Annotated in this window: 12 protein-coding genes and 1 other annotated feature; of the genes, 10 read left to right on the top strand and 2 right to left on the bottom strand. The window is 43.7% G+C overall.

Translation table 11 applies throughout. From position 1 onward, the window contains the following. Positions 1-2: 2 nt before the first annotated feature. Both BMZ78_RS10480 and BMZ78_RS10475 read right to left on the bottom strand, forming a co-directional pair. Entirely contained in the window at positions 3-1,010 is a 1,008-nt protein-coding gene (locus BMZ78_RS10480) for an ABC transporter substrate-binding protein (protein ID WP_093230165.1), read from the bottom strand. Positions 1,011-1,157: 147 nt separating this feature from the next. Continuing rightward, positions 1,158-1,640 carry a hypothetical protein gene (locus tag BMZ78_RS10475; RefSeq protein WP_093230164.1) on the bottom strand — a complete coding sequence of 161 codons (483 nt, stop codon included), beginning with the start codon at positions 1,638-1,640 and terminating at the stop codon, positions 1,158-1,160. Between the two features lie 478 nt (positions 1,641-2,118). On the opposite strand from BMZ78_RS10475, the gene hemA reads away from it, so the two are divergent. The 10 genes from hemA to BMZ78_RS10425 all read left to right on the top strand — a co-directional run bounded on the left by hemA (position 2,119) and on the right by BMZ78_RS10425 (position 15,903). Then, a complete protein-coding gene (gene hemA, locus BMZ78_RS10470) occupies positions 2,119-3,480 on the top strand; it encodes a glutamyl-tRNA reductase (RefSeq protein ID WP_093230162.1) in 1,362 nt (453 codons plus the stop codon). Between the two features lie 17 nt (positions 3,481-3,497). Further along, positions 3,498-4,316 (top strand): cytochrome C assembly family protein, encoded by an 819-nt coding sequence (locus tag BMZ78_RS10465; protein WP_093230161.1) that lies wholly within the window; start codon positions 3,498-3,500, stop codon positions 4,314-4,316. 17 nt (positions 4,317-4,333) lie between these two features. After that, positions 4,334-4,981: a precorrin-2 dehydrogenase/sirohydrochlorin ferrochelatase family protein gene (locus BMZ78_RS10460; protein WP_093230159.1), complete on the top strand. Its 648-nt coding sequence runs from the start codon at positions 4,334-4,336 to the stop codon at positions 4,979-4,981. 14 nt (positions 4,982-4,995) lie between these two features. Next, entirely contained in the window at positions 4,996-5,922 is a 927-nt protein-coding gene (gene hemC / locus BMZ78_RS10455) for a hydroxymethylbilane synthase (RefSeq protein WP_093230158.1), read from the top strand. Continuing rightward, on the top strand, positions 5,922-7,433 hold the full coding sequence (cobA, locus tag BMZ78_RS10450) for a uroporphyrinogen-III C-methyltransferase (RefSeq protein WP_425263929.1): 1,512 nt from the start codon (positions 5,922-5,924) through the stop codon (positions 7,431-7,433). Before hemC ends, cobA begins: the two co-directional genes overlap by 1 nt. 21 nt (positions 7,434-7,454) lie before the next feature. Continuing rightward, positions 7,455-8,435 (top strand): porphobilinogen synthase, encoded by a 981-nt coding sequence (gene hemB, locus BMZ78_RS10445; RefSeq protein ID WP_425263928.1) that lies wholly within the window; start codon positions 7,455-7,457, stop codon positions 8,433-8,435. Between the two features lie 190 nt (positions 8,436-8,625). Continuing rightward, entirely contained in the window at positions 8,626-9,918 is a 1,293-nt protein-coding gene (gene hemL / locus BMZ78_RS10440; RefSeq protein ID WP_093230153.1) for a glutamate-1-semialdehyde 2,1-aminomutase, read from the top strand. Positions 9,919-10,070: 152 nt separating this feature from the next. Beyond that, complete coding sequence (locus BMZ78_RS10435) at positions 10,071-11,093, top strand: LysM peptidoglycan-binding domain-containing protein (RefSeq protein ID WP_175482409.1); 1,023 nt, start codon at positions 10,071-10,073, stop codon at positions 11,091-11,093. A 19-nt stretch (positions 11,094-11,112) separates the two neighbouring features. Next, on the top strand, positions 11,113-12,162 hold the full coding sequence (locus BMZ78_RS10430) for a phosphotransferase (RefSeq protein ID WP_093230150.1): 1,050 nt from the start codon (positions 11,113-11,115) through the stop codon (positions 12,160-12,162). Between the two features lie 817 nt (positions 12,163-12,979). Further along, positions 12,980-13,208, top strand: a binding site (T-box leader). 40 nt (positions 13,209-13,248) lie between these two features. Further along, a complete protein-coding gene (locus BMZ78_RS10425) occupies positions 13,249-15,903 on the top strand; it encodes a valine--tRNA ligase (RefSeq protein WP_093230258.1) in 2,655 nt (884 codons plus the stop codon). The last annotated feature ends 73 nt before the right edge of the window (positions 15,904-15,976 follow it).

The following is a 15,976-nucleotide window of genomic DNA, read 5'->3' as shown; positions in this document are numbered from 1 at the left end:
CTCTATTGTTCACGGATCACACGTTGGCTGATGTTGGTGTCCACGATTTGTTGGTAAGGCACTTCTTTTGGTAACTCTCCCGCTTGCTTCATGATTTCCAAAAGATGATTATACTCTTTTTCATCGATAAAGGGATCAGGCGCCCAGGATGCTTGGCTTTTATATCGTTCGATCACACTGGTCAGGATGGAACGGTCAATGTCTTTGAAGTGTGGGGTAACTGCGTCCACAATCTCATCGGTGGAATGGGATTGGACCCATTTTTGGGCTTGATAAAGGGCACGGACAAAACGTGTAACCGTTTCAGGATTTTTCTCCAAAAAACTTTTTTTGGTCATGTATACCGTATAGGGGACAATACCACTATCTTTACCGAAGGAGGCGACTATACGTCCTTTTCCTTCCTGCTCCAGTTTCGAAGCAACAGGTTCAAACAGTTGGACAAAATCACCTGTGCCTGATGCAAAGGCGGTGCCCAGATTCTGAAATTCGACATTTTGAATGATCTCCACATCTTGATGTGGACGAAGTCCGTTTTTGCGCTGGACATATTCACTAACCATTTCCGGCATTCCACCGCGTCGTTGACCGAGCAGTTTTTTTCCTTTCAGTTGATCCCAGGTAAAGGATGCAAGGGGTTGTCGGGATAACAGAAAGGTACCGTCTGTCTGTGTCAGTTGAGCAAAGGCCATGACAGGTTCATTGGCTCCACGGGCGGTGACATAAATGGCTCCTTCCGTCCCCATCAGGATCATATCGGATTGATTGGCCAGCAACGTGGTCATGGTTTTATCTCCGCCATTGCCGTTGATCAGCTCGATTTCCAGTCCCTGTTCTTTAAAAAATCCTTTGGTTAAAGCGATGTATTGGGGAGTGTAAAATAATGAATGGGTAACTTCGACGAGACGAATTTTGGAAGTGGATTGATTAGAGGATGGTGAGCAGGCAATCAGTGAGAAGAGAAGGGAAATAATGAAATAAAAAACAAACCCACTTTTTTTCCTTTTCATCGCTTGTTCCTGCTACTTGTTTGTGGCAGTAGCTGACAATTTGTGAACGGATTTTTTATTCAAAAGTAGCAGCATTTCACCTCTTTGTTCATAATATTTGTTTATTTCGTTAAATATATTATATTCCCAACAGTGATTATTTGCAATTCAAAGGATAACAAAAAAAGGATTTTTGGCATTTGGTTTGATGGGATTACTGAGTCCTGTTGGTTTTATGACTTCCATTCCTTCTTCTTTCACTGTTATTGGTTTTTTAGCTTGACGAAAAGCAGCGATAGTCGCTGTATTAGCAGTGGTTTTTTCCAAGCCGGCTTCTTGTGCCTGCATGATTTCTTGCATCATTTGATCATCGAGCTTTTGCTTTTTACCTCCTGTTACTTGTTCAACTGGTTTAACAGCAATTTGGACAGAAACTTTATCAAGCAAATAATCAAATACCGTAGCTGGACCTACATAAACTGATGTCAGATAAAAGCCTTTTTCTTCTTTCTTATTCACTCCGTCTACACTCACCACGTCACGGCCGTCATATAAATCTCCTGGCTCAAATCCTATATAAGAAGGTAGTGGAATGAACATAGCTCCCAATGCCAGGATGATGACTAAAATAATTCCAAGCAATTTTTTCAAAAGTAATCTCCCCCATTCTTTTTTAAAGTTATCGTATTCACAGACTCATTCGACCATATTTAAATATAAAAATAATATTTTTAAAAGGCAAATGAAAAAAGAATAAATATTTTATATCAAGCGAATAAATAATTCAAAATATTATTCACCGACTATATAGAAGAGTGCAGCTTAATATTAAACAGGACACTTGCACCAAATTTGCAAAAAATTCCGTTCAGAGTCGTTCAGAGATGGTTTCGTGGAGTCAAGTAGGAATCAAAGGCGTTCTTTACCTCTCCAATCAGGAAACAAATGAGAGAGATATCATCTGGACACAACCTGTGTTAATATAGTGGTATGTCTTTTTGGCTTCAAAATCTGTTCACAGCTAATCAAGTGGAACAAGAGCTCCTATGTTATAATAAACTCTGACAAGTTAGGGATTGTCCCAGAATCGTCAAAGATGGCCGGAACTGGGAATCGAGGTGAGAGCAGGATGTATATACTCGTCGTAGGGCTTAATCATAAAACAGCAAAAGTGGACCTTCGTGAACGATTTGCTTTTTCTGCTCACGAACTGCCGATGGCTCTCAGAACTCTAAGAGATATGAAAAGTATCATGGAGTGTGTCATCGTCAGTACGTGCAACCGGATGGAGTTGTATGTGGTATGTGACCAACTTCATACGGGTGAGTATTATTCCAAGGCCTTTTTGGAAAGCTGGTTCCGGATTCCCAAAGAAGAGTTCGAACCTTATTTATATGTAAAGGAAAATCAGCAAGCGGTGAACCATCTGTTCCATGTCGTTTCCGGGCTGGATTCACTTGTGATCGGAGAAACGCAGATTTTGGGACAGGTTCGTACTGCTTTCTTGACGGCACAAGGCGAAGGAACGACGGGAACGATTTTTAATATGCTGTTTAAACAAGCCATTACGCTTGGGAAACGTGTGCATACGGAAACCGAGATTGGCCAAAATGCAGTTTCTGTCAGTTATGCTGCTGTCGAGCTCGGTAAGAAGATGTTCGAGTCCTTTGAGGATAAAACCATTTTGCTCATTGGAGCTGGAGAAATGGGCGAACTGACAGCCAAACATTTCCATGCTGCTGGAGCTACAAGGGTGATTGTGCTGAATCGCACATTGGAAAAAGCCCAGGAAATAGCATCCCGTTTTAAAGGAGAAGCGCGTTCTTTCGACCAATTGGCCGATTCGTTGCAGGAAGCGGACATTGTAGTGAGCTCAACCGGCGCAAAAGAGCCCATTTTAACCAAAGAAAATGTTGAGCCTGTTTTACGTAATCGGCGTTCTCCGTTATTCTTTATTGATATTGCAGTACCACGGGACATTGATCCGGCCGTGCATGACCTGGATCAAGTGTTTTTATATGATATTGATGATTTGCATGGAATCGTCGATGCAAATTTAAGCTTGCGTGAACAGGAAGCGAAAAAAGTGGCGGTCTGGATTGAAGAAGAAACGAAAGAATTTCAAGAGTGGCTGCAAATGCTCGGAGTGGTGCCGCTCATTACAGCACTGCGAGAAAAAGCGTTGGCTGTACAGGAAGAGACAATGGCTCGCATTGAACGGAAATTACCTGACTTGACCGAACGGGAAAAGCGGGTCTTGCGTAAACAAACCAAAAGCATCGTGAACCAGTTGTTACGTGATCCGATTGTTCGGATTAAAGAGTTGGCCGCTACATCAAAACGGGATGAAGCATTTGATTTGTTTGTGCAGATATTCGCTCTGGAAGAGCAATTGGAAGAAAAACAGGAAAAACCGGCGGCTTCTTCCACACTGGTCAAGAGCTTCAGTAACCCAACGCTTGTAGATGGAAAAGTATCCATCTCCTCGTAAGCGAAAGGGGAATCCAAGTGTTTGCTGAGCGGTGGCTATACGATTTTCTTATTTATCTTTATGCACTCAGTCTTCTTTTTTCTTTTTCAGATTTGCTTTATCCCAATCCACGATCACGCTACTTGTCCAATGCGTTATTGGTCGGTGTTTGGCTGATTCAGTCCACTTCTTTTATTTTTGAGATGTTCTCGATCTGGTCTGTTTCGATACAGGTCGATGCTTTATTTATCTATTCGTGGGCACTGGTTACCTTTACATTGGTGATCAATGGATTATATCGACGTATGGATCTGTTTGCGTTCTGTTCCAATCTGATCGGGTTTACCGTGCTAGCGTTTCATTTGTTTTTTGCCAGGGATTTGTCAATGGAGTATACAAAATTATTGTTGTCTGAGTTGGGTTTTGTGCATATTTCGTTTTCGATTCTGTCCTATGCCGCTTTTTCTTTATCCAGTATATGTTCAGCCTTGTATTTGATGAATAATTATCTCTTGAAAAAGAAGAAGTGGAACAAGTTTTTGATGCGCTTGCCCAGCTTGGATCGGCTGCAGATTTTTTCGCGTTATCTGGTGCTGATTGGTACTCCGTTGTTATGTGTTGCGATGATTTTGGGTTTTATCTGGATTTATCAGTTGATTGGGCGACTCTTTTGGTATGACCTGAAGATCTGGGCTTCATTCCTGGTCTTGGTCGTTTATGGTTTTGTGTTGTACCAATGGGTTGCAAATCGCTGGAATGGTCGCCGCTTGGCTTGGTGGAATACCCTGGCTTTTCTGTCTATTTTGCTTAACGTGGTGATTTCAGGGACTCATGTGTCATTTCATCATTGGTTTTAGGTAGAGGAGCTTGCAGCATGAAGTATGTGTATCCGATGATGGCTGACTTAACATCACATCGATGCCTGGTCGTCGGTGGGGGTGCTGTGGCTGAGCGAAAGATTGGCTCACTTTTAGCGGGGAATGCAGATGTGATTGTGGTAAGTCCCCAGGTGACAGACAAAATCAAAAGCTGGGCACAAATGGGGAAAATTATTTGGATTCCTCGTCTTTATCAGGAAAAAGATGGAGAAAATTGTCTTATAGTCATTGCTGCTACGAATGATCCAGATGTCAATAAGCAGATTTATCACGATGCCAGGAGAAGAAAGCAATTCATTAATGTGGTGGATCAGCCGGCACTCTGCAATTTTATCGTTCCATCTACGGTTCGTCGTGGAAAGCTGACCCTGGCCATTTCCACACATGGTGCAAGTCCCAGCCTGGCCAAACAAATCCGCAAGGAGCTGGAAGAGAGATATAGCGAAGAATATGCGTTATTGCTCGAGCTCGTCCATGAAATGCGAGTTCATATTCAAAAAAGGGTACCGGATCAGGAAAAACGCAGAAAAATGATGAAAGAACTGATTTCGCCAAAGTGGATCAATATTTGTCGATTGCATCCAAATCAGGCGAAGGAATGGATGCTGCAGTGGATTGAGCAAGAGATTCAGTCCCAGTGTTGAAAGGAGGTACGAGGATGCGGCCGTTGGTGGTAGGAACGAGAAAAAGTCTTTTGGCTTTGACCCAGACCAACTGGGTGGTTGAGCAACTAAAGGAGATTTGCCCAGATGTCCAGGTTCGCCAAGAGAAAATTGTGACCAAAGGTGATCGTATCTTGAATGTCACGCTGTCCAAAGTGGGCGGCAAAGGTTTGTTTGTCAAAGAGATTGAGCAGGCTTTATTGGATAAAAGGATTGATTTTGCTGTTCATAGTATGAAAGATATGCCAGCTGAAATGCCTGAGGGGCTAGTAGTGGGAGCCATTCCTTTCCGTGAAGATCCTCGTGACTGTTTGATTTCACGGGAGGGATATACTCTGGATGAGTTGCCATCAGGTGCAGTCGTGGGTACCAGCAGTCTACGGCGCCAGGCTCAGATTTTGGCCCGACGTCCAGATCTACAGGTAAAACCGGTTCGTGGGAATCTCGATACGCGATTGCAAAAATTGCGGGATGGCAAATTTGATGCGATTATTTTGGCAGCTGCAGGTCTTCGGCGGATGAATTGGAAAGAGGAAGTAACAGAAATTTTATCTACTGATACGATGCTTCCAGCCGTTGGACAAGGGGCATTGGCGATTCAATGCCGTGAGGATGATCAGGAATTGCTGGAGTTGCTAGTCAAACTAAATCATGAACAAACAGCTAGAGCAGTACGGGCAGAACGCGCTTTCTTGAAATCCTTCCAAGGCGGTTGCCATTTACCATTGGCAGCTTATGCTGAATGGGTAGATGGTCAGATTCACCTGAGTGGACTTGTCGCTGATCCAAGTGGCAAACAAGTGATTCAGGCTACTTTGGTTGGACAAGATGAATGGGAACTAGGTCAAAAGCTGGCAGGGCAATTGATCGATCAGGGAGCCAGACAGCTTTTAGCCCAAGTACAAAAGGAGATTGTGGTATGATGGGGCTGGTTTATCTGGTAGGAGCGGGGCCAGGAGATCCTGGCTTGATTACGCTCAAAGGAAAAGAGGCGATCAAACGGGCAGACGTGATTGTCTATGATCGCCTCGCCAGTTCCCAATTATTGCGATATGCGCGTTCTGATGCTGAACGAATCTATGTCGGAAAATCACCGGAACACCATACTTATACCCAAGAGGAAATCAATGACATTCTTGTGCAAAAAGCGAAAGAAGGAAAGATCGTCACTCGACTCAAAGGCGGCGATCCGTTCGTTTTTGGGCGTGGAGGCGAAGAGGCAGAACGTTTGGCGGCTGAGGGAATCCCGTTTGAAGTAATTCCGGGGATTACATCAGCCATTGCTGTACCAGCCTATGCGGGTATTCCTGTCACCCATCGGGACTTCAATTCCTCTTTTGCCATTGTTTCTGGTCATAAATATTCTTCTGTTCAATGGGGTTTACTTGCTCAGGCTACGGAAACGTTGGTCTTTTTGATGGGGGTCAGTAATCTCCCATTGATTGTGGAGGAGTTGATCAAACATGGTCGCCCGGAGCAAACACCCATTGCTTTGATTCGCTGGGGAACACGTGTCGAGCAAGAAACATTGGTCGGAACATTGGCAGATATTGTAGAAAAGGCAAGAGAAGCAAAATTTCGTTCTCCTGCGATTATTATCGTGGGTAATGTGGTTCGTCTTCGCGAGAAAATCTCCTGGTTTGAAAAGAAACCATTATTCGGTAAACGTGTGTTAGTGACTCGGTCACGTAGTCAAAATAGTGAGTTAGCTGAAAAAATTGAGGCGTTAGGGGGAGAAGCATGGGAATTTCCTGTCATCCAAATCACCCCGCCGACTGATTGGGAACCATTGGATCGAGCCCTTGATCGCCTGGGAGAATACGATTGGGTTATTTTTACCAGCGCAAATGGTGTGAAATTTTTCTTCCAACGTTTACTGGAAAAAAAGATCGATATTCGCCAAATGGCAAAAGCACGGATTGCCGCTGTAGGGGAGAAGACAGCTATAGCTTTGAGAGAAAAAGGATTGTTGGTAGACGTATTTCCTGGTGAATTTAAGGCAGAAGCGTTAGTTGAAAGTTTACGTCCCTTCATTCAACCAGGACAGGAGATTCTGATTCCACGGGCGAACATTGCTCGCAATGTTTTACCGCAAGAGTTGGAACAAATGGGTTGCCATGTAACAGCTGTCGATGCTTATGAAACACGCCCTAATATAGAGAATGCTACAGAAATTATAGAGATGCTTCGTGAAGGAGCAATCCACATTATTACATTTACGAGCTCGTCGACTGTAAAAAATCTGGTTGAGGGACTGAAGTCCAGCTGCAATGATGTAATTGCACTGCTCAATCAGGCAACGATTGCCTGTATCGGACCGATTACAGCGAGTACTGCTGAAAAACTGGGTTTGCGTGTCGATGTTATAGCAGAGAACTATACGATTGAAGGATTGTTGGAAAGGATCACCAAGCAGTTACAACCCACTTCATAAAGATGCTGTAGGGAGGCAATCATCATGCAATCATTTATCCGTCATCGTCGTTTGCGTGCCAATGAAGCGATTCGCAAAATGGTTCGAGAACATCAGGTACAAGTGAGTGATCTCATTTATCCTATTTTTGTTGTGGAAGGAGAAGGGATCAAAGAAGAAATCCCTTCTATGCCTGGTGTTTATCATTTTTCTTTAGATCGTTTGGATGAAGAAATTCAGGAAGTAGTCGAATGGGGGATCCCATCCGTCATTGTGTTTGGTGTTCCCCATGAAAAAGATGAATGTGGCAGTCAGGCGGATGCGGAACAGGGAATCGTCCAAAAAGCGATTGGCCGCATTAAAAAGAATGCGCCATCTTTGTATGTCATCGCAGACACATGTTTGTGCCAATATACTTCCCATGGGCACTGTGGAATTGTAGAAGATGGCGTGATTGTGAATGACCGATCGCTCGAACGATTGGTGTCGACGGCCGTTTCCCAGGCAAAAGCTGGAGCTGATATGATCGCTCCTTCCAATATGATGGATGGTTTTGTCTATGCTATTCGCAAAGGACTGGATGAAGCAGGATTTGATCACATCCCGATCATGTCCTATGCAGTGAAATATGCTTCCAGCTATTATGGACCTTTCCGGGATGCGGCACATTCCACACCTCAGTTTGGTGACCGGCGGACCTACCAAATGGATCCGGCCAATGCCAGAGAAGCGATGAGAGAAGCCGCTTCCGATGTAGCAGAAGGCGCAGATATACTTATGGTAAAACCAGGACTGGCTTATATGGATATTGTGTATCGGGTAAAAGAACGGTTTGACCTCCCAGTGGCAGTCTATAATGTAAGCGCAGAATACTCCATGGTCAAAGCAGCAGCTCAAAATGGCTGGATTGATGAGAAGGGTGTCGTTATGGAGACCATGCATGCTTTTAAACGAGCCGGAGCTGACTTGGTTATCACTTACCATGCGAAAGATATTGCCAGATGGTTAAAAGAAGAGCGATAAAGATCGATGTCGTGCGGAAAAATATTCTGCACGACATTTTTCGATAAAAAAAGACGGATCACCCTGTCCTGAGATTGTTGCAAAAAATTCCCTCCTCTTCCGTGAGAACTTTTCTTTTTTGCGTTAAAATAACCAGAGAAAAGGAAGACTTTCATTTGAGGTTATTTCGTGAGGAATGGATGTGAGATCGATGCATAAGGGTTATGAAAAGTCGATAGCGAATTATCAAGAAGCCCTCAAATTAATTCCAGGTGGAGTCAATTCACCTGTTCGTGCTTTTAAGTCGGTCAGGATGAATCCAGTTTTTATTGCAGAGGGAAAAGGCTCGCGCGTTGTTGATGTCGATGGCAATGAATATATCGATTATATTGGCTCTTGGGGACCGTTAATTCTGGGACATGCCCATCCGAAGGTGGTTCGCCGTGTGCAGGAAACGGCTGCAAAGGGGACGAGTTTTGGTGCACCAACGGAACTTGAAACCCAAATGGCCCGCATGGTCGTTGAGCGAATGCCTTCTGTCGAAATTGTGCGGATGGTAAATTCCGGAACCGAAGCAACGATGAGTGCATTGCGTCTGGCACGGGCATATACGAAACGCCGCAAGATCTTGAAATTTGAAGGCAGTTATCATGGACATTCAGACAGTCTCCTCATCAAGGCCGGTTCAGGAGTTGCAACATTGGGACTGCCTGACAGCCCGGGCGTATTGGAACAGACAGCACAACATACCTTGGCGGTACCATACAACGATCTGGAAAGTGTCAAGCTTGCTTTTGAAAAATATGGTGAAGATATTGCAGCAGTCATCGTCGAGCCTGTAGCTGGAAATATGGGAGTGGTACCTCCGCAACCCGGATTTTTGGAAGGATTGCGAGAGATTACCGAACAATACGGTACCGTGCTGATTTTTGATGAAGTCATGACCGGTTTTAGGGTCGATTATTATTCGGCACAAGGAAAATATCAAGTGACGCCGGATTTAACAACCATGGGGAAAGTGATTGGTGGAGGTTTGCCAGTCGGAGCGTATGGCGGCAAAAAAGAGATCATGGATCTGATTGCACCATCTGGACCTGTATACCAGGCGGGTACACTGTCAGGGAACCCGATTGCCATGGCAGCTGGAATAGCCACTTTGGAAGAAATGACACCTGCTGCTTACGAAGAATTGGAACAAAAAGGAAGACGGTTAGAAGAAGGTTTTAGAGAAAATGCAGAAAAAGCGGGAATCCCACATCATATCAACCGCGTAGGGTCGATGGTTTGCCTGTTTTTCACAGGAGAAAAAGTCATCAGCTATGATCAGGCAAAACAGTCCGATCTGGAACGTTTTGCACAGTATTTCCGTTTCATGTTAGAACAGGGCATTTTATTGCCACCTTCCCAGTTTGAAGGCATGTTTGTATCAACTGCACATACTGATGAAGATATCGAACGTACCATTGAAGCGAACCGCTATGCTTTAGAGCAATTGGTTAAATAAGCGGAAACTTTAGTCCAGCCTTAGTGCTGGACTGTTTTTTTAGCAAATATCTTGGCGGTATATACTTATTTTCTATGCATATAGATACAATACAGTACAAAATCGATGGCCTTGATCCTTTGATGGACAAAGAATACGAAGGAGGGATTTCCTTGGTAGAACAGGAGTTTCAGCAACTCCGCTTTGATATTTCTGAAAAGGTTCGACTGCATCCGCAACAACCGGGAATTGGTACCTTATTGGAACTGGATTTATATCCAGATGTAGAAATTAAAGAAGAAGGACAACATTTAAAGATTCAAGGTTATTTACGATTGAATGGATTTTATTTAGGTGATGATTTCAAACCGGAAGTACACATCTCGGACATGGAGGAAGTGGAACGGGAAGAGATAGCGTATGTCATCCCGGTCGAAATAACACTTCCAAGCGATCGGGCTGAGCTGAAGCATATTTCAGCAGAGATTGAATCATTTGACTATTCTGTTTTGTCGCCGTTTGAAATGAAGATTGAAGCGATGTTGGTTATTGATGGATTATTGCCAGAACCTGAAAAAGAAGCAGATGAATTACAAACCAATGAGCCTGCTTTTTACGCTGAACCAGCCCAAGTAGCCTTTCATTATGAAGAACCCAATGAAGAAGAATTCCAGGAAGCAGATGAAGAAGAAAGGATCACTTACTCACCCATTGAGGAAAGTTCTGAACCTGTGCAAGCACAGCAAGAAGAGAAGGAAGAAAACATTCGTCAGAGCAAGGAACAGACTTCGGAAAAAGAAAGAAAAGATCATCTGGTTTCACCTGCACGGGCGAATACACAGGAAGATGATCAATCGATTCCGAATTCATTGGACAAAGAGAGCACACAGGCAGCAGATGAGCCAAAAGACTTGGCTGAGCCCCATTTGGAAGAAGAGAGCTTGGATGAAGTACAAGCTGAGGAGCAACAGGGACCTGAATGGGTCAGATGGCTTGTACGTTCAAGAGAAGAGACATTTAAACCGATGCGAATGGTTATTGTGCAGAAAAACGAATCAGTTGATTATCTGGCAGACAGATTTAAAATTTCAACAGAGAAACTGATCAAAGCCAACCAACTTCAATCGGACTATATCGAAGAAGGTGAAATTCTGTATATTCCTATATCACCTCAGGTAGAAGCACGAGACAGTTAGGAAAAGGGGAGAATGTCTGTTGGCACGTTCGTCCATGTATGATCCCGAATTAACTCAAGTGATCAGTCAGTATGGTTGGAATCCAACTGCTGTACACCCTGTGGGCTCGATCTATCAGGTGGTAGAGCCGGATGGAACAGCTTATGCCTTGAAAAGAACTAAGAAATCAAAGGAAAAGCTGTTATTGCTTCATCAGTTTCTTGAACAGACTCGGGAAGCAGGGTGTCAGCATATACTTCCATGGATACAAACCCTGGCAGGAGAAGCCGTTGTTACGACAGATTCCAGAAATTGGTATGCTACCCCGTGGATTGATACAAAGGAAAAACAAACACTTACACCCAGCCAGTTAATCCGTTCATTGGGCATATTTCACCGATTAGCTGAGCCTGTGGTTCAACCTTATATCAAACTGGCAAACCATGTGACCGAAAAGCTGCCACGAGGTTGGCGTGGAAAAAAAGAAGAGATTTTTCAACTTGTTGAGCAGGAGGAACGCGGATTTCTTTCTCCATTTGAAAAAAATCTGATAAAAAATCGGAAGCAATTGGAACAGACCTTTCACTTTGCCATTAGTGGAATGGAGAAATTCCTGGAGCACGAATCTGGAAAAGCGCCACGTTATACGCTCTGTCATCGCCGGCTCCACTCCAGTAATATTTTACCTGGAGATGAAGGATTTTATTGGATTGATTTTGATCATGCTCAAGTAAATACACCCGTACGGGATGTAGCCATGTTTTTCCATCGATTGGTGTCTGATCAAGGAGATGTCGAGGAGCATGCCCGTCTGTTGCAGGAATATGAACAGGAAAACCCTTTGTTACCCAAAGAAAAAAGGTTGCTTGCCGTTTATTTGGCTTATCCAGAGCGGTTGGTGAAAATTGTAAAGGCATATATGCATGAACCCAAGTTGTCCTATGAATCCACTTATGTTCGACAATTGGATAAAGTATTCCGGCAGATCGATGTTTTGCAGGAATGGAGTAAAGAATTATGGGTGACGAAAGTTCGGAAACAGGTACAACAAGCGGCAACAAGACCAAAAAAGGGAAAATATAAAAGATAATCCAGAGACTCCTGTAAGATGAATCGAGGAATCTCTGGATTTGAGACCGCTCTACAAACCCGGTTTTACTTTTCCAGTTGAACGGCTTCTTGCTCGTATTGATTGGGCGGGAGTGAAACGGAAAAGGTAAACCGGCATATAAAGGATACTTTGTCAACAAGCTGGAATCCAGGAATCCCTGGATTTTTTATTTGTTTTTGTGATACCTCTGCAGGGCGATTTTTAGGATTTTGAGTGTAAGACCAATGCCAACTATACAAAAAAATGCTTTTAACATGAAAACCCCCTTTAATCTCATTTTTGGCTTAAGGCAATAAATTTGTTGTTAGTCAAAATATATGCACATAAAATAAAAAGGTTTGGGCCAGTGTGGATAAAATCAGGAATATCATAAGGGTTTCAAGAATCGTTCACTAGACAGATTGGTACAAAACAGGCAGAATAAGAATATGTTAAAATGAAAGTTGCAGGATGATTTAGGAAGGGGATTGGCAATTGGTGAAGACCTTGATTAGGAAAGTCTACCGTGGTATTTTCTTTATCATCTTTCTCAGCGTCATGATGTTGTGTACCGTTTTATTATTGGCATTTCTTGCGGATCCTCAAATGATGTATGATACCATCAAAAAAATCTTTGGCATTAATCATTGATTATTTTGATAGGTTTAGATAAAAATAAAAAAAGTGGTCTATATTATCAAATTTGATAAAAATGCGGCTGGCTTTCAAAAATGGGTACCCAATGGATAATGCCGCCCCCGAGATATTTGACTTCGCAAAATAACAAGTGTAGAATAATATAAATAAAATCGGATATGGGTTGGCTATGACAGGGAGGAGTAAGCAACGTACCACCTTCAGAGAGAGAAACCCTTGGCTGGAAGGTTTCTTAGGATCGGTGTTGCTGAAGGTCGCCCTGGAGCTGTTAGTCTGAAACGATCAGTAGTAAGGCTAACCGGATGGATCTCCGTTACGGAATAGAGGGCACTGTACATATGTACAGTGAACAAAGGTGGTACCGCGAAAGTAAGCCTTTCGTCCTTTGGGATGGAAGGTTTTTTTGTTGGAAAAAAAGGAGGTTTAGAAATGACAAGAGAAGAAAAGAGTCATTTGCCATCCGTTTATGATCCAAAGAAAACGGAAGAAAAATGGTATGATTTCTGGTTAGAGGGAAAGTTTTTTGAAGCAGGAAAAGACCCGAATAAAAAAACATATACGATTGTGATTCCGCCACCAAATGTGACAGGTAATCTTCATATCGGACATGCACTAAACAATACACTCCAGGACATTTTGGTTCGCTTTAAGCGTATGCAAGGTTATGATACCTTGTGGTTACCAGGAATGGACCATGCTGGAATTGCAACGCAAGCGCGGGTGGAAGCGAAACTGCGTGAAGAGGGAATTAGCCGTCATGATATGGGACGCGAAAAGTTTGTAGAAAAAGTCTGGGAATGGAAAGAAACATATGCCAAAAATATTGCCCATCAATGGAGAAAAATAGGGATATCGGTTGATTATTCAAGAGAACGCTTTACTCTGGATGAAGGGCTTTCCAATGCAGTCAGGGAAGTGTTTGTTCGTTTGTATGAAAAAGGCCTGATTTATCGGGGGAAATACATTATTAACTGGGATCCTGTCGCGCGGACCGCTTTGTCTGACATCGAAGTGATTTACAAAGAAGTAAAAGGTGCTCTGTACCATATGAATTATCCGCTCAAGGATGGTTCTGGGTTTATCCGGGTAGCAACCACACGTCCGGAAACGATGTTGGGAGATACTGCGGTAGCGGTACATCCGGAAGATGAACGATACAAACATCTCATTGGCAAAACGGTCATCTTGCCGATTGTGGGACGTGAGATCCCGATTATTGCCGATGAATATGTGGATCCGGAGTTTGGCAGCGGGGCAGTTAAAATTACGCCGGCTCATGACCCCAATGATTTTGAGATTGGCCAGCGTCACAACTTGCCACAAGTCGTTGTCATGGATGAAGCAGGTAAAATGAACGAAAACGCAGGTAAATACCAAGGAATGGACCGTTTTGACTGCCGGAAGCAAATTGTGAAGGATTTGCAGGAAGCAGGCGTATTGGTTGAGATTGAAGAACATGTGCATTCTGTTGGACATAGCGAACGTTCCGATGCTGTTGTAGAGCCCTATCTGTCCACGCAGTGGTTTGTCAAAATGAAACCACTTGCTGAAAAAGCCATTGAGATCCAAAAGAACGGTAAAGGGGTTCGTTTTGTTCCTGAACGCTTTGAAAAAATTTATCTCCATTGGATTGAAAATGTACGTGATTGGTGCATTTCACGTCAATTGTGGTGGGGACATCGCATTCCAGCCTGGTACTGTGACGATTGCGGCGAAATGACAGTTGCCCGTGAAGAACCCAAAACGTGTCCAAAATGCCAAAGCCAGCGTTTAAGACAGGATGAGGATGTGCTTGATACCTGGTTCAGTTCTGCACTGTGGCCATTTTCTACCTTGGGTTGGCCAGAAGAAACTGCGGATCTCAAGCGTTATTATCCAACCGATGTATTGGTTACAGGTTTTGATATCATTTATTTCTGGGTAGCTCGCATGATTTTCATGGCACTCGAGTTTGTCGAGGAAAAACCGTTCCAGGATGTGTTGATCCACGGGTTGGTAAGGGATGCTGAAGGCCGTAAGATGTCCAAGTCTTTGGGGAATGGCGTTGATCCGATGGAAGTGATTGAGAAATATGGTGCAGATGCCATGCGCTTTATGCTCTCAACTGGCTGTACTCCTGGAAATGACCAGCGCTTCCGCTGGGAACGTGTGGAGGCAGCCCAGCACTTTGCCAACAAGATTTGGAATGCTTCCCGTTTTGTCTTGATGAATCTGGAAGGTGTCACCCCAGAAGAGCTCAGCCTATCGGATAAAAAGCTGTCCGCTTCGGATCGCTGGATTTTACACCGCTTAAATGAGACCATTCGTGATGTGACGCAGCTGTTAGAGCGTTACGAATTTGGTGAAGTGGGTCGGATTTTGTATAATTTTATTTGGGATGAATTCTGCGATTGGTATATTGAGTTTGCAAAATTGCCACTGTATGGCGAAGATATGGAAGCAAAACGGACCACCCAAGCTGTATTGGTTCATGTACTGGATCAATCATTGCGTTTGCTTCATCCAATCATGCCATTCATTACAGAAGAAATATGGCAGCACCTGCCTGTTGCAGGCGAGAGTATTACCATCGCCAATTGGCCTACAGAAAATCCGGCCTATCATGCTCCAGAAGCTGTTCGAGATATGCAGATCCTGATTGAAATGATTCGTGCTGTACGGAATATCCGGGCCGAAATGGAAGTCGCTCCAAAACATCAAATTGAGTTATTTGTTCGTCCTGGCATGGATGTACTCCCTGCGATACAAAATAATGAAGCAGCGATCAAACGACTGTGCGGTGTGAAACAACTGCATGTAGATCCCGCAATGGAACGCCCTGAAAAAGCGATGACAGCAGTCGTCACAGGAGCGGAGTTATTCTTGCCGCTGGCGGGATTGGTCGATATTGAGCAAACCATTGCACGTTTACAAGCAGAATTAAAGAAATTGAATGCCGAAGTCGAACGAGTGGAAAAGAAACTGGCTAACCCCGGCTTTGTTGCTAAAGCACCGCAACATGTGGTTGAAGCGGAACGGAAAAAAGGAGAAGAATACAAGGCGAAAAGAGAAAAAGTATTGGCTAGACTTGCGGAAATGCAGTAAAGACAGGGTAGGCATCATACCTACCCTCTCTTTTTGTTATTGACAAAGCCCAAACTTCACAGGCAAAATGAAC

It is taken from the genome of Thermoflavimicrobium dichotomicum, from assembly GCF_900114055.1.
Taxonomy (GTDB): domain Bacteria; phylum Bacillota; class Bacilli; order Thermoactinomycetales; family Thermoactinomycetaceae; genus Thermoflavimicrobium; species Thermoflavimicrobium dichotomicum.
The sequence above is the reverse complement of the archived record's forward strand: the minus strand, read 5'-3'. Positions and strand labels throughout refer to the sequence as shown.

Excerpts from the sequence above, each read along its gene's own strand:
- BMZ78_RS10480 (WP_093230165.1), bottom strand. The coding sequence starts at position 1,010 with ATGAAAAGGAAAAAAAGTGGGTTTGTTTTTTATTTCATTATTTCCCTT.
- hemA (WP_093230162.1), top strand. The coding sequence starts at position 2,119 with ATGTATATACTCGTCGTAGGGCTTAATCATAAAACAGCAAAAGTGGAC.
- BMZ78_RS10460 (WP_093230159.1), top strand. The coding sequence starts at position 4,334 with ATGAAGTATGTGTATCCGATGATGGCTGACTTAACATCACATCGATGC.
- hemC (WP_093230158.1), top strand. The coding sequence starts at position 4,996 with ATGCGGCCGTTGGTGGTAGGAACGAGAAAAAGTCTTTTGGCTTTGACC.
- cobA (WP_425263929.1), top strand. The coding sequence starts at position 5,922 with ATGGGGCTGGTTTATCTGGTAGGAGCGGGGCCAGGAGATCCTGGCTTG.
- hemL (WP_093230153.1), top strand. The coding sequence starts at position 8,626 with ATGCATAAGGGTTATGAAAAGTCGATAGCGAATTATCAAGAAGCCCTC.
- BMZ78_RS10425 (WP_093230258.1), top strand. The coding sequence starts at position 13,249 with ATGACAAGAGAAGAAAAGAGTCATTTGCCATCCGTTTATGATCCAAAG.